Genomic DNA, 17,963 nt, shown 5'->3' on the forward strand with positions numbered 1-17,963 from the left:
TTACTTATTCCCAAATTCCAAATTGCTTGAAATGGTGCTTAAAATGCTTAGGATGAAATCTTTCCCATTCAGCATAGTTTAACTTACTAAACCTTGGATGAATAGTAGTTGCAGTCGGATCCATCTCAAAGAATGTATTATAATCAGTTAAACTAGCTAAGAGTTGTTCCTTAGCCTCCTTTAGGTTTGAGCTCCTCAAAGCCATTAACTCGCCAACATTCATTCCTGGAGCTTTTACCCCTTGAGGGAATTCTATGGAAGTGTCTAGAAGTGCTGTTTTCTGAAACTTTTGCTTTTCACTTAATTCAAACTCAGGGATTTTAATTCTGTTGTATGATATCTTAATGGTTACGGTTAAATGTTCTACCATATGTTGTGGTGTCATTATTCCAAATTGTGCTTGAGTATCAGCTTTTAATTTCTCAAGTTTTTTTTCAATCATCTTAATATACATAATTGGGTTTCTTTAATTTTAAGTTACAAAAAAAGCGCTTGATTTCTCAAACGCTTTTTAGTAATTATTGAACTTGAATTCTCAGCTCCCGCACATTTCGCATCCTTCTGGATCATCCAGTGAACATGCGATGGCATCTTGTTTTTGTGATTTTACTTCTAAGATTTCCTGCTGAGCTTTTTCAACCTTTGGCTCAAATCCAGATTTATCAAGAGTGAATTTGATAGCACTTGTAGCCGCTTGAGATCTTAAGTAGTACATGCCTGTCTTCAATCCTTTTTTCCAAGCATAGAAGTGCATAGAAGTCAACTTACCGAAGTTAGGATCTTGCATGAAGATATTCATACTTTGAGATTGACAGATATAAGCTCCACGATCAGCAGACATATCAATAATGATTTTCTGTGAAATCTCCCACACGGTTTTATAGAGATCTTTGATGTGCTGAGGAATTCCTGGTATGTTTTGTACAGATCCATTGGTGGAGATCAACCTATTTCTCATGGTATCATCCCAAAGACCAAGCGCGATTAGGTCTTTCATCAAATGCTTATTTACAATGATGAACTCGCCAGAAAGCGTTCTTCTGCTGTAGATATTTGAAGTGTAAGGCTCAAAGCATTCATTGTTGCCCAAGATCTGAGAAGTAGAAGCAGTTGGCATGGGAGCCACCAATAGTGAATTTCTCATGCCGTACTTCTTAACCTTCTCCTTTACTTCAGTCCAGTTCCATCTTCCAGACTTTGGAGTCACACCCCAAAGGTCAAACTGTAATTCTCCTTGAGATGCTGGAGAGCCTTCATAAGTTTCGTAGGTACCTTGAACTTTGGCAAGTTCCATGGAAGTTTCCACGGCTGCAAAGTACATGGTTTCGAAAATATCTTCATTCAATCCTTTCGCTTCTAGTGAATCAAAAGGCATGCGTAACAATATAAATGCATCTGCAAGACCCTGAATCCCCAAACCTATAGGACGGTGACGGAAGTTTGATCGTTTAGCTTCTTCGACAGGATAGTAATTTACATCAATAACCTTATTCAGATTCTTGGTGGCTACTTTAGTGATTTCATATAATTTTTGATGGTCAAAGAATAATTTCCCATCAGGTCCAGCGGTTACAAATTTTGGAAGAGCAATAGAAGCCAAGTTACATACGGCTACTTCGTCTGGCGCTGTGTACTCGATAATCTCAGTACACAGATTTGAAGACTTGATCGTTCCCAAATTCTTCTGGTTTGACTTCCCGTTAGCTGCATCTTTATATAGCATGTATGGTGTACCAGTCTCAATTTGAGATTCAAGGACTTCAAACCAAAGTTCTTGTGCTTTAATTGTCTCACGAGCCTTTCCCTCTCTTTCGTATTTCGTATATAATCTTTCGAATTCTTCTCCGTGACAATCAGAAAGTCCAGGAGCTTCATGTGGACAGAATAAAGACCATTCTAAGTTTTGCTCTACGCGCTTCATGAATAGATCTGGAATCCAAAGGGCATAGAACAAATCCCTTGCTCTCATTTCTTCTTTACCGTGATTTCTCTTTAGTTCCAAGAAATCTTTGATATCAGCATGCCAAGGCTCAAGGTAAATTGCAAAGCTTCCTTTTCTTTTTCCTCCGCCTTGATCAACATAACGTGCTGTCATGTCAAAGTTTCTCAACATAGGCACAATACCATTGGAAACCCCATTTGTGCCTTTTATGTAGGAACCTTTAGCTCTTACATGGTGAATAGAAAGGCCTATTCCTCCAGCTGATTGGGAGATTTTAGCGCATTGCTTCAATGTGTCGTAAATCCCGTCAATGCTGTCATCCTTCATCGTTAGCAAGAAGCAAGATGAAAGCTGAGGCTTAGGTGTGCCAGCATTGAAAAGGGTGGGAGTGGCGTGCGTAAACCATTTCTCAGACAGAAGATTGTACGTTTCAATCACAGATTCCATGTCCTCTTTGTGGATCCCGACGGCCACTCGCATCAACATGTGCTGAGGACGTTCTACTACTTTCCCATTCAATCTGATCAAGTAACTTCTCTCCAAAGTCTTGAATCCAAAATAATCATACCCAAAATCCCTTTTGTAATCAATCGCAGCATCTAGTTTTGCAGCATGATTTTTTATGATGCCATATATTTCTGGATCTAGCAAAGCTGCATTTTCGTCAGTCTTTGGATTTACATGGGTATAAAGCCTTTTCATGGTATTTGAAAAAGACTGGCTAGTAGTCTTGTGAAGGTTAGAGATGGCTATTCTCGCAGCCAAGATCGCATAATCTGGATGCTTCACAGTCAGGGATGCACAAACTTCCGCAGCTAAATTGTCTAGCTCAGTAGTGGATACACCATCGTACAAGCCATCGATCACCTTTTTGGCAACGTCTATAGGCTGAATAAATCTTGGATCCAGCTCATAGCAGAGATTCTCAATTCTGGTTGTGATTTTGTCGAATCGTACTGATTCTCGCCTTCCGTCTCTTTTTAATACTAGCATTTATTCAGTTTTTTTTGGTTGATGGAAAAAGGGTTGATTAGAAGTCCTCACCAATGGAGAATCTCGGTGAATCGTCAGGCCCATCTGTAGTTTTCATTACTCCGGCTTTTTGGTAGTCACCAACTCTTTTTTCGAAGAAATTGGTTTTTCCCTGAAGCGAAATCATATCCATGAAGTCGAATGGATTCGTACTATTCCATATTTTTTCACACTCTAATTCGTCTAGCAGTCTATCTGCTACAAATTCAATGTATTGACACATCAGATCAGAATTCATTCCTATGAGTCGTACTGGTAAGGCGTCAGTTACAAATTCTTTTTCGATTTCCACAGCGTCCCGAATGATCCCTCTTACCGTTTCTTTTGGTAACTGATTATTTAGATGTTGGGTATAAAGGTGACAGGCAAAGTCACAGTGCAATCCTTCATCACGAGATATAAGCTCATTAGAGAAAGTTAGTCCTGGCATCAATCCTCTTTTCTTTAGCCAAAATATAGAGCAGAAGGAACCTGAGAAGAAAATCCCTTCCACTGCAGCAAAAGCGATCAAACGCTCTTGGAAGTTTCCATTGTCGATCCATCTTAAAGCCCAATCAGCTTTTTTCTTTACACAGTCAATATGCTCGATTGCGTGTAGCAACTTATCACGCTCCACTGCATCTTTAATATATGTATCTATGAGAAGGCTATAGGTTTCTGAGTGGATGTTTTCCATCGCGATCTGGAAGCCATAGAAAAATTTAGCTTCTGTATATTGAACCTCAGATACAAAGTGCTCGGCCAAATTTTCATTTACAATTCCGTCACTGGCAGCAAAAAATGCCAATACATGAGAGATGAAATGACGCTCACCATCATTCAATGCCTTCCAATCCACCATATCCTGACCTAAATCAATCTCTTCGGCAGTCCAAAAGCTAGCTTCTGCTTTCTTATAGTACTGCCAAATGTCATTATGCTGTATTGGGAATAAAACAAAGCGATTTTTATTCTCTTCTAATATTGGTTCGTTCTGCATTGCTACTTGAGTTATTTAATCGTAATGAATTTGCTCTCCTACTCTACTAAAGATACCCACTTGGATAGAGGATAAGAAAGGCTGCCTTTTCAGAACAGCCTTTAAACAAATATGTGAATCAAAATTGGGAAATAAAACCTGTAAAGTATCAGTTTAGGACCTTTTTTGAACAAAAGTCAAGAGCTATATATAGCTCATTTAATCAATAGGTTAGATATTATTCAATACACCTTTAAATTAATTGAATGAGCTATTTTCAGGGGTTTGAAATAATTTGAAATAATGCCAAAAAAGATTTTCAACCAAAATTCAAGATCACTATTGAACTTAATTCAGGTATTTGGTATAAATAATTTTGCACTTCAATTTTTTGACCATCAATCTGTTGAGTGAAAATCAATGTGGATTTTTGAAATCATTTTAGAATATAATTGTCTTTCTGCCCTCGACTTATTAAGGTAATTTTTGTCCAAAAAAGATGAATTGCTAAGTTTCAGCTTAAATCAGAAGGAATATTTCAGAGACTGGTTTTTTTCTTCTCTATAACTTACCTATATTTGCACTCCGATTTCAAAAGAATCAAGAATTATGTACGCAATTGTAAACATCGCAGGTAAGCAGTTCAAAGTAACACAAGATCAGTTCGTCTATGCCCCAAAGTTAGACTTAGAAACTGGCGCTTCCATCGAATTCGACCAGGTACTATTAGCAGAAGCTGATGGAACTGTGTCCGTAGGCGCTCCCCTTTTGGTAGGAGCGAAGGTATCTGGGAAGGTCCTAGATCATGTAAAAGGTGATAAAGTCATCGTCTTCAAAAAGAAGCGCCGCAAGGGCTACAAAAAGAAGAACGGTCACAGACAGGATTTCACCAAAGTTTTGATAGAAAGTATTACAATCTAAGTTTTCTCTTCGAAAACAATAAAAGAATAAAACCATGGCACACAAGAAAGGCGTCGGTAGTTCCAGAAACGGTAGAGACTCACAATCCAAGAGATTGGGCGTGAAGAAATTTGGTGGCGAAGTAGTAATCGCTGGTAATATCATCGTAAGACAAAGAGGGACTAAGCATCACCCAGGTGAGAATGTAGGTCTTGGAAAAGATCATACATTGTTTGCTACATCCAACGGTGTTGTTACCTTCAGAAAGAAATTTGATGGCAGATCATACGTAAGCGTATTGCCAGCAGAAGCTTAATCTAAGCAATCAACTAATTGTGAAAGCTCCTTCATTTGAGGGAGCTTTTTTTATGAAAGTTTTTTACCGCTGAGAAATCGCAAAGATCGCTTTTCTTTTGACCCATCGGTAGTGCTAATCGGGCTTTTCTCTCTCATTCCACTTTGTGAATTTCTTATGCATAGGTGTTTTATATGAAAGTCTCTTAACCAGAATGGAGAAATTAGTTCGATGAGCCCATTAGCATAAGTTTTCGCGGAGAGCGCACGATTGATTTGTTCAAGTTTCCTGAGTTGGACCCAAAAAAATAACATTTTAGACTATTATTGATTTTAAAATCAGTGTTGAGAAGCGTCATTTAAGGTTTTTCCATGGTGGCTTAGATCTATATCCCCACTAAATTAAGGGTAGAACCATACTATCTAAGAAGCCTCGAAATCTGCATTTACTTTATTTGTATTTCATTTAGGTCAGCAAGGCATTGCCATGAGGCTAATCAAACGATGATATTCACTAGCTAAGACTTCAGAAAAAAGCCCAACTGACAAATTATCAGACGGGCAGTTTTTGGAATGTTGAATGTTTTAAAATGGTCTATAGCTCAGCACTTGAGCTATAAATGTGGTTGCGCTTTCGGGGGAAATAACTAAAATAAACACTATTCCGAAAATTGCTCCATAGAGGTGGGCATCATGATTGATAGCATCATCTTGATTCTTCCCTTTGAAATATGAATAAAGGAGAAAAAGGACACCCAAAATAAATCCAGGTAAGCAGAGAATTCCAAACAGACAGATGTCCGAAAGCGGTAGGATAATGATACTGGCAAATACTGTTGCAGCTGTTCCGCCTGAGGCTCCCAGTGCCCTGTAGTAGCTATTGTCCTGATTTTTTAGATAAGTAGGAATATCAGAAATGACGATTCCTAAAAGATAGAACAGCACATAGACTGCACCACCCATCACTACACCAAATTTATAAGCAAGGACTTGCTCCACTACACCTCCAAAGAAGTAGAAGGTGAACATGTTGAAGAAAAGATGGATGTAGTCTTTGTGGATAAATCCAGAAGTTACGAATCGATCCCACTGGCCGTTTCGCTTGATTTTGTAGGGGGTGAACATGCAGCGTTCCATGAAAGCTGCATTATTGATTCCGTAAAAGCTGCTTATAGCAGTGATAATAATCAGGACAACTGTAATAGATAAGGTCATTTATTATTTTTCTCTGTGAATTAAGTCCTGAGTTATTTTTTTTAATTCGAGGAAATAATCTTCGTTTTTGAAATGGATAGCTTCGTATTGGGCAAATCCAACTTCGAAATAGGAGTTCATCTTAGCTTCAGCAAGTTCTTTAATTCCTAACTTTTCATAAATTGTACGAACAGCTGATACTTTTTCTTCTTTGTCAAATTCGGTTTGTGAGAGCCAATAGTTTAGCGCTTCAGCATCTTCTCCTGTTGCCAGTTCAAGTGCTTTGATTAACAAAAATGTTTTTTTATTAGATATGATGTCTCCTCCAACCTGCTTTCCAAATTTAGCCTGATCCGCATAGACATCTAGTAAGTCGTCTTTAAGCTGAAATCCAACTCCTATGTTCATACCGAAATCATATAGTTTCTGTGCATCACCATTCTCTGCTCCAGCTAGTAAGGCACCGAGTTGTAATGCAAATCCCACAAGCACAGCCGTTTTCAAGCGAATCATGTTGAGGTATTCATCTTCATGCACTGACTCTAAAGTCTCAAAATTCATATCGAATTGCTGACCTTCGCAAACCTCTGAAGCTGTCTTGTTGAACAAGCGAATCACCTCTCCAAGTTTATCGGCTTCCGTTGGTAGGAGTAAATCATACGCTTTTACCAGCATTACATCACCAGAAAGTATTGCGACATTCTTATTCCATTTTATATGGACAGCATCTTTTCCTCTTCTGAGTGGTGCATCATCCATAATATCGTCATGCATCAGTGTGAAATTGTGGAAGACTTCAACGGCAGTAGCTTGACTCAGGATCTCTTCTGGATTGGGCTTGTAAATTCCATACGCCAGTAAACTAAGCAGAGGACGGATTCTTTTTCCGTCCAAGCTTAAAATATAGGTGATAGGGTCATAGAGTTCTCGGGGTGATTTTCTTATTCCGATTGCACTAGGGAGGTCTTGGATGAATGCCTCCAGCTTACCTAATAGCTCGTGCGCGTGGTTTTTTCTTGTCATTATCAGCAAATTCCAAATCTATCGTTCTGCGGTCAATATCGGTGTTAACTACTCTGACCTTCACTTTATCGCCCAAAGTGATCATTTTTTTTGTTTTCGAACCAACTAAACGCATGTTTTTCTGGTCAAAGTCATAGTAATCGTCGTCCATGTCTTGGACACGAATCATGCCTTCACACTTTGTTTCTGTGATCTCCACAAAAACTCCCCATTCCGTTATTCCTGCCACAATTCCTTCGTAGTCTTTGTCTTCTGCAAGCGACATGAATTCCACTTGCTTGTATTTGATAGAAGCTCTCTCTGCATCTGCAGCACGTTTTTCACGCTCTGAAGAATGCACACATTTTTGTTCCCAATCTTCAGCATCAGGGGATTTTCCACCTTCAAGATAAAGCTCAAGTAACCTGTGTGCCATCATATCCGGATATCTACGGATAGGAGAGGTAAAGTGAGAATAGTGAGCGAAAGCAAGTCCAAAGTGCCCTTTTGGCTCAGTAGTGTATTTGGCTTTTGCCATACTTCGAATCGCCAACTGCTCTAAGACATTTTGCTCAGGTTTACCCTGAATATCTTCCATCAGTTTGTTCAGCGCAGTGGAAATAGTATTCAAGTTCTCAATGTCGAAAGCATGGCCAAATCGCTTTGCAAAGCCCGAGAAAGTGTCCAATCTATCCATATCAGGAGAATCGTGTGTACGATAGACGAAAGTGTCTTTTCCTTTATTCTTATTGAAAATAAACTCAGCAACATATTTATTTGCAAGGAGCATGAATTCTTCGATGAGCTTATGAATATCTTTTCGCTCTTTGATGAACAAGCCAAGTGGCTTGCCTTTTTCGTCAAGCTTGAACTTCACTTCTACTGTTTCGAAGTTAACAGCACCATGCTTGAATCTGCGTTGGCGGATTTTTTTTGCCATTACGTTAAGTAAGGTGAGTTCCTGATAGAAATCACCAGACTGATTGTCGATATTCTCCTGAGCATCTTCGTAAGCGTACCTTCGGTCAGAATGAATAACTGTTCTGCCAATCCAATGTTTCTTCACATTCGCTTCGTCATCCACTTCAAATACACAGGCAAAAGTAAGTTTATCTTCTTTGGGACGAAGAGAGCAAAGTCCATTACTCAATCGCTCCGGAAGCATAGGAATTGTTCTGTCCACTAAGTAAACAGAGGTAGCTCTATTATAAGCTTCTTTTTCCAAGGCAGTTTTTGGCTGCACGTAGTGCGTCACATCAGCGATGTGTACACCGATTTCGTGATTGCCATTTTCTAGTTTTCTATAGGAAATAGCATCATCGAAGTCTTTTGCATCAGCAGGATCAATGGTGAACGTCAAAACGTCCCTGAAATCCTTTCGTTTCTTTATTTCTGTAGCAGTGATTTTCTCTGAAATAGCTTCTGCTTCCTTTTCGGGCTCCTCAGGATACTCGAATGGCAATCCGAATTCTGCCATGATGGAGTGAATTTCTACTTCATGCTCGCCAGCTTTGCCGAGTACTCGGGTTACTTCTCCTGTAGGATTCTTATCTCCATCTCTCCATTCGGTGAGTTTGACTACTACTTTTTCTCCATGCTCGGCACCATTCAGATCTCCTTTATGAACAAAGATATCTTTGTGCATTTTCTTGAAATCTGGAACGATGAATGCAAAGCGAGGTGAGATTTCCACTCGTCCTACAAATTCGTCTCTGCTTCTTTTCACTACTTCGAGAACTTTGCCTTCTACTCGGCCAGTTTTTCCTTTGAGTGGAAAGACCATCACACGAACTTTGTCTCCATCAAGTGCTTGCTTGAGATCAGCTTCTTTGACTAAAATATCGCCATCAATCTTCTCTGGATCGAGCGGGACTATATAAGCAAATCGCGAATTTACGAAGTCCACAATTCCTTCGATGAATTCAGGATCCTGCGTGGATGAGTAATAATTTCTCGGATTTCGGGAAACTGAGCCAGCTTCTACGAGTTTGCTTAGCACTGGTTCTACGCCTCCTTTAGTGAGGGCGTCTCGGATTTCGAGCTTCTTGATAATTTGCTTGGAGTTAAATTCTTCTCCAAAATTTGCGTCTAAAAATTGAAGGATACGTTGAGCCAAGCTAGCTGTGTTCGTTTGTTTTCCTCCTTGATTTTTACTTGTGTTTTTCTTGTTTGATTTTCTTCCCATGATTTGGGTTGTTGATTAGGGTTAAGGTAAAAAGATTTATGTCCCTGCGCCCATTAATCTTTGTGATGTTTTTTTGAATCTTCTATATGGATGATTTCTATTTCTAAGTCATCCGATTGCGGATGCATAGCCATATATACTCGAGCTGTGACCTCCACATCTCTCAGGCAATATTTTTTGATTTTTTCTACGTCTTTTTCCAGATGAAAAGTAGTATTGACCTGACTTCCATCAAGATCATCTTTTGAAGATGGGATTCCAAAAACTGAAGCTAAAAGCTCCAAGCGGGTGTAATGTTTATAGTCTCCAAACTTCCAAAGCTCCATCGTGTCGAGATGGCGAACTTCCCAGGGCTTTTTCCCTGAGATCTGTAAAGGTTCTGGCAAAGATACGCCTTGTATTAGCATCCTACGGCAGAGGTATGGGAAATCAAATTCTTTTCCGTTGTGAGCGCAAAGAATCCATTTTTTCTTCTCTAACAAAGCCTTGAAATCCAAAAGAAGTTCCCTTTCGTCTTCATTTGCGTAACATTTCGATCTGAAGGCTAATTTTTTATCTTTCTTTTTCCACTGAAAATAGCCCACGCCCACACAGACTACCTGCCCAAATTCAGCATGTATGCCAGCTCGGTCAAAGTACAATGAGCCTGGTTCGTGCCTATCTTCTGAAGATTGGATGATTCGCTCTTTTCTGAGCCATTCTTCTTGAATCCGCTCTGGCAGATCTTCAAATTTCTCAGTCAATGAAGCTGTCTCTATGTCTAGAAAAAGAATGTCATTCAGTTGATCAAAAAAATCAGCCATAAGCTATTGTTATGCGTGGAGAACTCCTTCTAGGCCGATTTCGGGGATCATCTTGATGAATCCTGAGTCAAAACTGCCAGAAGTAAAGATAAACTTTTTATCAAAAATTTGATCCAAAATATAATAACTCACCCAAAATTCATTGTTTAAAATAAAAACGGAAGGGTCAATCGGTTCCACTTTCGCTACAGCTTGCTCACCTAGCTCGTTGAGCATGTGTCGAAGTGTAGATGTTTTTTTTACTTCTCCATTTATTTCCCCATAGCCTTTTGAAGTGATCATGACATTCTTCAGCTCAATCAAATTCAAGTTGATGATGTACACGGCCCATTCTGTTCCTGTGGCAGTTTCTTCTTTTGCGATAGCAAGCTTTACCCCAGTCACTGGGTGAAAATCTATGTCTTTTTTCATTATACTTCTATGTTCTCCATTTCAAATAATCCGATCAAATGCTGCTTTAATCTTGATTTGACATCTTGCATATCCATTGGTCTTCCTAGCTCTAGATGCAATGAAGTCACCGCTTTGTCATCGATTCCGCAGGGGATGATGTGTCTAAAGTAGCTGATGTCTGCATTTACATTGAATGCAAAGCCGTGCATAGTAACCCAGCGGCTGGACTTTACACCCATCGCACAGATTTTCCTAGGATTTTTTTGCACCAGATGGTCTATCCATACACCAGTTAATCCTTGTATTCTTCCAGCTTCAACGCCATAATCTGCTAGAGTCAAAATGATTGCTTCTTCAAGGAACCTCAGGTATTTGTGAATATCAGTAAAGAAATTGTCGAGATCCAAAATAGGGTAACCTACTAACTGCCCTGGGCCATGATACGTGATATCGCCACCACGGTTGATTTTGAAATATTGGGCTTGGTGGCTTTTCAACCCCTTTTCATCCAAAAGCAGATTTTCTTCCTTTCCACTTTTTCCCAAGGTATATACGTGTGGATGCTCCAGGAAGAGAATGTAGTTTTCACTTGGTGATTGATCAGCTGGCGCCAAAGACCGATTTCTGATTTTCAAAGCGACCGTTTCTGCAAATAGCTTCTCCTGATAATCCCAGGCCTCTTGGTAATCGAGATTCCCAAGATCTCGGAATTCTACTTTTTTATTGATAATTTCATTCATCGGATAGTCCCGAGGGATTTACTTTTCAACTGAGCCAGCAACTGGTTCGTTCATTGATTTTTCAAAATTAAACAAATATCCAAGATGGCTGATCACAACGATTCTGGAAAACTTGCGGAGCAACTGGCAGCTGACTGGCTGGTGACCAAAGGATATGAATTTGTAGACAAAAATTACAGACACGGACATGCTGAGATTGATGTAATCATGAAGCATCGTGGACTGTTAATTTTTATAGAAATCAAATTCAGGTCGGGAACTGGCTTTGGATTTGCAGAGGAGTTTGTGGATTCCACTAAAAAGAAACTGGTGATCAAAGCCGCTGATCAATATATCTATGAGAATGATTGGCACAATGACATCCGTTTTGACATTGTGGGCGTTTACAAGGATCGGCATGGAAATGTCAATTTTCGACATTTTGAAGACGCATTTTATTAATTATTATGATTATTTAGAATCTTGCCCGTAGAAGATTTATAGGATCGAAAATCCGAAGACATATTGAATTCTGGTTTACCCAAGTATTCGGTCATCGGCCTGCCTCGCCGTGGCGGGTCTTCCAACCCATTGACCAAAGAGAATTCGCTTACCGGCAGAAAAGCGTACATACATATTAATTATTTACCCCATTCTAATTTTATAGTAATTATGAAAAAAGTGACATTAACTTTCTTTTTTGGCTTATTGGCATTGGTAGGCTTTGCGCAAGACTCTACGAAAGATCAGAGAATAATAGAAGATGCGGCAGACGCAAAAGCTTCCTTTCTAGATGATGATCCTAGCATGCAAGAGATGTTTGACTCATCATATGGGTACATTATTTTGCCAAATGTAGGTAAAGGTGGATTTGGAATCGGCGGAGCTGCTGGAAATGGAGTTGCATACCAAGGAGGAAGCAAAGTCGGTTTTGCCAAAATGACTCAGATTACTATTGGCTTCCAGGCTGGAGGCCAAGCGTATTCTGAAGTGGTGTTTTTCGAAGACCAAGAAGCTTTTGATCGTTTTAGAAACAGTAAAGTTGAAATGTCAGCTCAGGTCTCTGCAGTGGCAGCCGCTTCAGGTGCTTCTTTGAATGCTAAGTATGTGGATGGTGTAGCTGTTTTCACACGCACCAAAGGCGGATTGATGTATGAAGCCTCAGTAGGAGGTCAGCAGTTCAAATTCAGAGATAACTAAAAATCAGTTGTCTTTTCGATAGACTAAATTTCCGTCCTTATCCCATTCAGCACGAATGTAAGGGCGGAAATTTTTTGTATAGGCAGTTTCCTGATATTGAACCTCACGTTTTCGGATGGCTTTGGTGTTATTGGTATCCCAATATTCTGTCCAGAGTCCCACTTTTTCACCGAACTGATATTCTCCCGTCACAGCCACTTGCTTATCTTCATAGAAGTAGAAGTAATTTCCTTCCTCTAGTCCATATTGTACGGGGATGATCTCTTGGATTGTCTTCGTGGACTGATCGAAATAGCGAGTTCGCGATTCTCTTGGCCAGCCTGCTTCAAAGTGATTTTTGTCCTGTAAGATGTTTTTAGAGTCAAAGAGCATCCAGGTTTTATGCTTTGTGCCGTAGAAAAACATGCCACTTTCGACCACTTCTTCATTGATTACACGCTCATAAGGTCCGTGAAGCAAATATCCTTTTCCTGTCACATAGTCCTTTGTTTTAATGCTTTTTTCTTGGGGATCAAACCAATAAACGTCCCGAATATAAGGATCCGCACTACGAGTATCAGCTGTATAATTGAAGTGCTCAAAGATCTGCTGGCCGCGAATTTCTTGGCGGGTGTAGCCTTTTCGGGTTTTGATTCCGAACCATTCGTTCTTGCGGGCTTTCTTCTTTTTCTCCTTTTTTTCTTCCTTCTCCTTTGAGTCATCAAAAAGCAGCAAAGGCATAGTGGTGGGAAGCAGGCTTGAATTCACGACACCACTCGAATCTGGATCTGATTTGGGTTTTGATCCTTCTTCTTGGGCAAAAGAAACTCTGCTCAGAAGTAGGAGGAAAATAAAACTGATATAATATCTACTCATCGTTTATAAAAACGCAATTTACTTCGGTGTATTTTATCCAAAAATAACATTTAGAGATCAAAAGCCACCGATTGTTTAGATTTTATAATCTTCTCTCTATTTTTGGGGAATTCGTAAAAAAATCTCTCAAACAATGAATTCTATTTTATCAGACCGGATAATCAATATGGAGGAATCAGCCACTCTTGCCATGGCAAAAAAAGCAAGAGAGCTGAAATCACAAGGTGTTGACATCATCAGCCTTAGTTTAGGTGAGCCTGACTTCAAGACTCCGAAGCATATCCAAGTGGCTGCAAAAGATGCAATCGACGAAGGAAAGTACTTTTCATATCCTCCTGTAGCAGGTTATCAGGATCTGAGGGAAGCGATCGCAAAGAAGCTTCGCGAAGAGAATGAGATCGCAGAGGCAAAAGCTGAAAACATCGTAGTTTCTACCGGAGCCAAGCATTCCATCGCCAACGTATTTATGTGCATGATCAATGAAGGTGACGAAGTAGTGATCTTCTCTCCTTATTGGGTGAGCTATGCCGAGATCATCAAGTTGGCGGGAGGCATTCCTGTGTTGATCCAAGGTACTATGGAGAATAACTTCAAGGCTACTGCTACTCAGTTGGAAGCTGCGATCACTCCAAATACCAAAGGTGTGATCTACTCTTCTCCATGTAACCCTACAGGATCTGTATTTAGCAAGGAAGAGCTAGAAGCAATCGCGGAAGTGGTGAAAAAGCATGAGAATGTCATGGTGATTGCTGATGAGATCTACGAGAAGATCAACTTCGTAGGAAGAAACTATAGCATTGGATCTTTTCCGGGAATGTTCGAAAAGACTATTACGGTCAACGGTTTCTCTAAAGGATATGCCATGACTGGCTGGAGAGTTGGTTATATCTGTGCACCAGTGTGGATGGCAAAAGCTGTAGAGAAAATTCAGGGTCAGTTCACTTCTGGAGGAACGGGCATCGCTCAGAGAGCTGCTCTGGCTGGTATCTCTGGAGATCAAACTCCCACTACTGAAATGGCAAATGCTTACCTAAGAAGAAGAGGGTTGGTGTTGAATTTACTTCGTGATATTCCAGGTATCAAAACCCACGTTCCTGAAGGAGCATTTTATTTCTTCCCGGACGTGACTGCTTTCTTTGGTAAGTCTGCCAAAGGCCATGATGTGAAAGATGCAGATGACCTTTGTCTCTATCTATTGGCTGAAGCTCACGTTTCTTTAGTGACTGGAGCTGCTTTCGGTGCGCCTGAGTGTATTAGACTATCATACGCAGCATCTGATGAAGAATTGGTAGATGCGATGGGTAGAATGAAAAAATCGCTAGGTGAGCTAGCTTAATATATTTTCAATTTATCATTAATGAAGTAGGTATGGCGATTTTCTTTGTTTTACTGACCGAAGACTTGAGGTAGGAGACCGAAGTGGCCTAAATCTTTAAGTTTATCATATTTTGTAAAAGTTTAACCCATTACTGTCTAAAAAGCGGATTTAGTAAATATTAATTCTTAACCCCGGCAAACGTCGGGGTTATTTTTTGCCTCAGAAGAAAGGCCTATTTTTGGTAAAATTTACTGTATGGCCGAAGTAATCGTAATCACCCCAGTTAAAAATTCTCTTGAAACTACTTTGGATACTGCAAGAGCTATTGCTAGTTCGACAGTTGGCGTAAGGCATATTATTTTTAATGATTTCAGTACAGAAGAGACCAAGGCAGGATTAGAGCAAAATAATTCTGAGATAGGCTATGAGTTGGTCCATCTGGAAGATCATACCAAACATCCTTCGCCGAACTATAAACTCGTGCTACAGATGGCTCAGAAGATCGCTAATGAAGCTAATTTACCACTTTTAGTCATTGAATCAGATGTAGTCGTGAAGTCAGAAACGATTGCAGACTTGCTGAATTTTCAAAAAACAAGCAGTAAATCTGGCTTAGTGGGTTCTGTGACAGTTGATAGAAACGGCGTGGTGAACTTTCCTTATTTGAAATTCAAAGGAGTGAAAGATCCGGTAATTGATACTTCCAGAAGTTTGAGCTTTTGCTGCACGCTTTTCTCTAGAGATTTTTTGAAAGCCTACGATTTCATGGGATTGGATGAAGCAAAAGATTGGTACGATACGTTTATTTCGAAAAAGTCGATCGAGCTTGGATTCAAAAATCATGTGTTGATGAAGGCTCCCGTCTGGCATAGACCGCATGCAAGCAGACCATGGAAACAACTGAAATACAGCAATCCGCTTAAATACTATTTCCTAAAGTTTTGGAAAGGAATGGATAAGATCTGATCAGAGCTTCCCAAAAAGTTTAAGTATAGTGTTATAAGGTTTGGACCAAGTCCGTTGGAAGCGAAGTGGACCGTTTAATTCCCGCTCGAAAAAGTCCATGTGTTTGGAATTCAGATAGGCTATTCGTTCTCTTTTCTTTTGATTGGTTCCAGTTTTCTTTCTTTTGCTTCCAGCATGAATCCTGTAAAAAAATCCGGTGAAAGGTAATTTCACGACATCGCCACCATTTTTTAGAATTTTGATCCAAAACTCCCAATCCTCTCGGCCCATCTTCATGTCTTCAGAGAAGCCATTAACAGCTTCCCAATCAGTTTTCCGAAAAAGGGAACAGGCGAAAATCATATTATCTCTTGCCAATAAGTTTCTGCTAAATGGCTTGAGCTTCCAATACTTCTTCCCAAAGTCACCGAATTTTTCTGCTTCGCAATAGACCACTTTTACATCGGGCTTTTCGTCTAAAACCTTAGCAGCCTCTGAAAGGTAATCTTCTGAAATAAAATCATCCCCTCCCAAAGGGAATAAGTAAGTGCCTGATGCGGCTTTACAACCCGTATTTAATGCGGCAGAAACTCCAGCATTGGCTTGACTGATTATCTTTATTTGAGGATGATTTTCGGCAAGTCCAGAAGCTATCGCCAGTGAACTATCGGTAGAGCCATCATTTACTACGATTATTTCGAGCGGTTTATGATGTGAGTCAAGCGCAGAAAGGATAGTTTCTTCCAAATATTTCTCGCCGTTATATACAGGAATCACAACTGTAACCAGAGATTCAGACATTATTTAAGAAATTTTTTAAATTCACTGATTGGCTGTTTAATGGCTAAATCGTTGTCCCCAAATCTCTTGGTGGTGTAGCCTGCTTCTCTCAAAATTTTCAACGCCATCTGATAGTCAGTTTCAGATAAACCTGCATTTTCGAATATGACTACTTTTGGCTGATGCTTTTTTAAATCAAATATCCGGATTACTTCCAAATCAAAGCCCTCTGCATCTATTTGAAGCAAATCGATTTTCTTAATATCAAATTCCCGGATCAGACTTTCAGGAGAGATCACCCTTACCTCCTCCTGACTGGTCCATTTTGATTTGTCTGCAGGAATAGTCTCTCCATATTTTTTACAGTTGTAAGCTACTATACCATTATCATAGGCTTTGAGGACTTGCTCTTTTGAAAATGATGAAAGGCCAGTTGCCCAACGGGTCGTAGAAAATCCTATTTTATACATCGGCAGCGTACCGTCCTCAGATCCTATAGCAGCATTTAAGACATTTATTCCAACATTCTTTGAGTAGATTTTCTGCGTAAATTCAGTGTAGACGAAGTTTTGAGGCTCAAGTAGTACACCTTTCCAGTTGTCTCTCTTAATGAATTTATGAATTGGATCATTACTTATTCCGTCATTGGCACCAATCTGTATTACCGTGAAATCCCCCTTTTTAGCAAGCGAATAAGCGCTAAGAAATTCACTTAGACTTCCTTTTTTTGGACTGTAGAAATATTTATAAAATCCCAAAAAAATCGGGTTTTGTGTCGCGCTCAAATGGAAGCGATACTTTTTCCACTTATTTTGAATTTTTCGCTTGAGAGATAAATTAGCTGTTTGCAAGATTGGTGGGTTGAATTGTAGGATAGAAAATTGATTTCCTCAAAAATACAAACAAATTTAAAATTCTAGTCCCCGACTATATTTATCAATTTCGTCTATTGACCTAACGACTGGCTATTCAAACTTCAGGTTTCTGGCTTAATTTCTAAACTGAATATTATCGCTGAATTAGACCTAATAAGAATCAAAGGTTTACCAAGCTAAGATACTTGTCCTTTTCATATTGGGTCAAAAGTGACAGCTTGCTTATTATCAAATGCTTTACGAAATATAAAGGGTAGGAAAAAATAGGCCTCGTTCCAAGAATGCTTTATAAGGTTTTATACTATCGTTGGAATTCAGTTTTTTTTAAATGAGTATCCGCAATCCTGCACGTCACCAAATTAAATACTGATTTGCTTCCTAAAATCCCCCTTACCCCCTTTGAGAAAGGGGGAATTTGATCCGATTTAGAATCAAGATTTAACTTTTTTCCGGAACGTGCAACAAAGCGAACACTCATTTTTTTTATGTGATTATACGGAATCTTGCCAGTAGAAAATTTATAGCATCAAAGATTCAAAGACACCTTGAATTCTGGTTTACCCCAGTC

The 17,963-nt window shown here is 39.6% G+C and carries 18 protein-coding genes; 6 read left to right on the plus strand and 12 right to left on the minus strand.

The genetic code is table 11. The features are described from left to right. Positions 1-4 precede the first annotated feature (4 nt). The 3 genes from BVH04_RS24120 to BVH04_RS24130 form a co-directional block, all read right to left on the minus strand. The gene (locus BVH04_RS24120) at positions 5-454 is read right to left on the minus strand and encodes a DinB family protein (protein ID WP_086544019.1); all 450 of its coding nucleotides are present in this window, start codon (positions 452-454) and stop codon (positions 5-7) included. An 81-nt stretch (positions 455-535) separates the two neighbouring features. Then, a complete protein-coding gene (locus BVH04_RS24125; RefSeq protein ID WP_086544020.1) occupies positions 536-2,935 on the minus strand; it encodes a ribonucleoside-diphosphate reductase subunit alpha in 2,400 nt (799 codons plus the stop codon). 37 nt (positions 2,936-2,972) lie between these two features. Further along, complete coding sequence (locus BVH04_RS24130; protein WP_086544021.1) at positions 2,973-3,953, minus strand: ribonucleotide-diphosphate reductase subunit beta; 981 nt, start codon at positions 3,951-3,953, stop codon at positions 2,973-2,975. Positions 3,954-4,541: 588 nt separating this feature from the next. On the opposite strand from BVH04_RS24130, the gene rplU reads away from it, so the two are divergent. Both rplU and rpmA read left to right on the plus strand, forming a co-directional pair. Next, positions 4,542-4,853, plus strand: a complete 312-nt coding sequence (rplU, locus tag BVH04_RS24135; RefSeq protein WP_086544022.1) for a 50S ribosomal protein L21 — start codon at positions 4,542-4,544, stop codon at positions 4,851-4,853. 34 nt (positions 4,854-4,887) lie between these two features. Beyond that, positions 4,888-5,148, plus strand: coding sequence for a 50S ribosomal protein L27 (rpmA, locus tag BVH04_RS24140; RefSeq protein WP_086503232.1), 261 nt, complete (start codon positions 4,888-4,890; stop codon positions 5,146-5,148). Positions 5,149-5,711: 563 nt separating this feature from the next. Here rpmA and BVH04_RS24150 read toward each other — a convergent pair. Genes BVH04_RS24150 through lipB form a run of 6 tightly spaced genes read right to left on the minus strand, consistent with a single transcriptional unit; the run spans position 5,712 to position 11,443 of the window. Further along, on the minus strand, positions 5,712-6,341 hold the full coding sequence (locus tag BVH04_RS24150; protein ID WP_086544024.1) for a rhomboid family intramembrane serine protease: 630 nt from the start codon (positions 6,339-6,341) through the stop codon (positions 5,712-5,714). Positions 6,342-6,344: 3 nt separating this feature from the next. Beyond that, a complete protein-coding gene (locus BVH04_RS24155) occupies positions 6,345-7,343 on the minus strand; it encodes a polyprenyl synthetase family protein (protein ID WP_086544025.1) in 999 nt (332 codons plus the stop codon). Then, positions 7,306-9,507: a ribonuclease R gene (gene rnr / locus BVH04_RS24160; protein ID WP_086544026.1), complete on the minus strand. Its 2,202-nt coding sequence runs from the start codon at positions 9,505-9,507 to the stop codon at positions 7,306-7,308. The genes BVH04_RS24155 and rnr overlap by 38 nt, the downstream gene beginning before the upstream one ends. Before the next feature lie 53 nt (positions 9,508-9,560). Then, entirely contained in the window at positions 9,561-10,310 is a 750-nt protein-coding gene (locus tag BVH04_RS24165; RefSeq protein WP_086544027.1) for a 3'-5' exonuclease, read from the minus strand. Positions 10,311-10,319: 9 nt separating this feature from the next. Beyond that, positions 10,320-10,721, minus strand: a complete 402-nt coding sequence (locus BVH04_RS24170; protein WP_086544028.1) for a hypothetical protein — start codon at positions 10,719-10,721, stop codon at positions 10,320-10,322. Next, on the minus strand, positions 10,721-11,443 hold the full coding sequence (gene lipB / locus BVH04_RS24175; RefSeq protein ID WP_086544029.1) for a lipoyl(octanoyl) transferase LipB: 723 nt from the start codon (positions 11,441-11,443) through the stop codon (positions 10,721-10,723). The genes BVH04_RS24170 and lipB overlap by 1 nt, the downstream gene beginning before the upstream one ends. An 84-nt stretch (positions 11,444-11,527) precedes the next feature. Here lipB and BVH04_RS24180 point away from each other — a divergent pair, with 84 nt between their 5' ends. Both BVH04_RS24180 and BVH04_RS24185 read left to right on the plus strand, forming a co-directional pair. Further along, positions 11,528-11,884: a YraN family protein gene (locus BVH04_RS24180; protein WP_086544030.1), complete on the plus strand. Its 357-nt coding sequence runs from the start codon at positions 11,528-11,530 to the stop codon at positions 11,882-11,884. 210 nt (positions 11,885-12,094) lie between these two features. After that, positions 12,095-12,622 (plus strand): lipid-binding SYLF domain-containing protein, encoded by a 528-nt coding sequence (locus BVH04_RS24185; RefSeq protein ID WP_169714511.1) that lies wholly within the window; start codon positions 12,095-12,097, stop codon positions 12,620-12,622. A 3-nt stretch (positions 12,623-12,625) separates the two neighbouring features. Here BVH04_RS24185 and BVH04_RS24190 read toward each other — a convergent pair whose 3' ends face one another. Beyond that, entirely contained in the window at positions 12,626-13,477 is an 852-nt protein-coding gene (locus BVH04_RS24190) for a toxin-antitoxin system YwqK family antitoxin (RefSeq protein ID WP_086544031.1), read from the minus strand. 133 nt (positions 13,478-13,610) lie between these two features. On the opposite strand from BVH04_RS24190, the gene BVH04_RS24195 reads away from it, so the two are divergent. Together BVH04_RS24195 and BVH04_RS24200 are read left to right on the plus strand one after the other, a co-directional pair. Further along, positions 13,611-14,813, plus strand: coding sequence for a pyridoxal phosphate-dependent aminotransferase (locus BVH04_RS24195; RefSeq protein ID WP_086544032.1), 1,203 nt, complete (start codon positions 13,611-13,613; stop codon positions 14,811-14,813). 237 nt (positions 14,814-15,050) lie between these two features. Continuing rightward, positions 15,051-15,761, plus strand: coding sequence for a glycosyltransferase family 2 protein (locus BVH04_RS24200; RefSeq protein WP_086544033.1), 711 nt, complete (start codon positions 15,051-15,053; stop codon positions 15,759-15,761). Here the strand turns inward: BVH04_RS24200 and BVH04_RS24205 are convergent, their stop codons facing one another. Both BVH04_RS24205 and BVH04_RS24210 read right to left on the minus strand, forming a co-directional pair. After that, complete coding sequence (locus BVH04_RS24205) at positions 15,762-16,541, minus strand: glycosyltransferase family 2 protein (RefSeq protein WP_086544034.1); 780 nt, start codon at positions 16,539-16,541, stop codon at positions 15,762-15,764. It lies immediately after the preceding gene. After that, entirely contained in the window at positions 16,541-17,278 is a 738-nt protein-coding gene (locus BVH04_RS24210; protein WP_240511055.1) for an FkbM family methyltransferase, read from the minus strand. The genes BVH04_RS24205 and BVH04_RS24210 overlap by 1 nt, the downstream gene beginning before the upstream one ends. Positions 17,279-17,963: the final 685 nt, after the last annotated feature.

Source organism: Algoriphagus antarcticus, from assembly GCF_002150685.1.
Lineage (GTDB): Bacteria > Bacteroidota > Bacteroidia > Cytophagales > Cyclobacteriaceae > Algoriphagus > Algoriphagus antarcticus.

Excerpts from the sequence above, each read along its gene's own strand:
- BVH04_RS24120 (WP_086544019.1), bottom strand. The coding sequence starts at position 454 with ATGTATATTAAGATGATTGAAAAAAAACTTGAGAAATTAAAAGCTGAT.
- BVH04_RS24125 (WP_086544020.1), bottom strand. The coding sequence starts at position 2,935 with ATGCTAGTATTAAAAAGAGACGGAAGGCGAGAATCAGTACGATTCGAC.
- BVH04_RS24130 (WP_086544021.1), bottom strand. The coding sequence starts at position 3,953 with ATGCAGAACGAACCAATATTAGAAGAGAATAAAAATCGCTTTGTTTTA.
- rplU (WP_086544022.1), top strand. The coding sequence starts at position 4,542 with ATGTACGCAATTGTAAACATCGCAGGTAAGCAGTTCAAAGTAACACAA.
- rpmA (WP_086503232.1), top strand. The coding sequence starts at position 4,888 with ATGGCACACAAGAAAGGCGTCGGTAGTTCCAGAAACGGTAGAGACTCA.
- BVH04_RS24150 (WP_086544024.1), bottom strand. The coding sequence starts at position 6,341 with ATGACCTTATCTATTACAGTTGTCCTGATTATTATCACTGCTATAAGC.
- BVH04_RS24155 (WP_086544025.1), bottom strand. The coding sequence starts at position 7,343 with ATGACAAGAAAAAACCACGCGCACGAGCTATTAGGTAAGCTGGAGGCA.
- rnr (WP_086544026.1), bottom strand. The coding sequence starts at position 9,507 with ATGGGAAGAAAATCAAACAAGAAAAACACAAGTAAAAATCAAGGAGGA.
- BVH04_RS24165 (WP_086544027.1), bottom strand. The coding sequence starts at position 10,310 with ATGGCTGATTTTTTTGATCAACTGAATGACATTCTTTTTCTAGACATA.
- BVH04_RS24170 (WP_086544028.1), bottom strand. The coding sequence starts at position 10,721 with ATGAAAAAAGACATAGATTTTCACCCAGTGACTGGGGTAAAGCTTGCT.
- lipB (WP_086544029.1), bottom strand. The coding sequence starts at position 11,443 with ATGAATGAAATTATCAATAAAAAAGTAGAATTCCGAGATCTTGGGAAT.
- BVH04_RS24180 (WP_086544030.1), top strand. The coding sequence starts at position 11,528 with ATGGCTGATCACAACGATTCTGGAAAACTTGCGGAGCAACTGGCAGCT.
- BVH04_RS24185 (WP_169714511.1), top strand. The coding sequence starts at position 12,095 with ATGAAAAAAGTGACATTAACTTTCTTTTTTGGCTTATTGGCATTGGTA.
- BVH04_RS24190 (WP_086544031.1), bottom strand. The coding sequence starts at position 13,477 with ATGAGTAGATATTATATCAGTTTTATTTTCCTCCTACTTCTGAGCAGA.
- BVH04_RS24195 (WP_086544032.1), top strand. The coding sequence starts at position 13,611 with ATGAATTCTATTTTATCAGACCGGATAATCAATATGGAGGAATCAGCC.
- BVH04_RS24200 (WP_086544033.1), top strand. The coding sequence starts at position 15,051 with ATGGCCGAAGTAATCGTAATCACCCCAGTTAAAAATTCTCTTGAAACT.
- BVH04_RS24205 (WP_086544034.1), bottom strand. The coding sequence starts at position 16,541 with ATGTCTGAATCTCTGGTTACAGTTGTGATTCCTGTATATAACGGCGAG.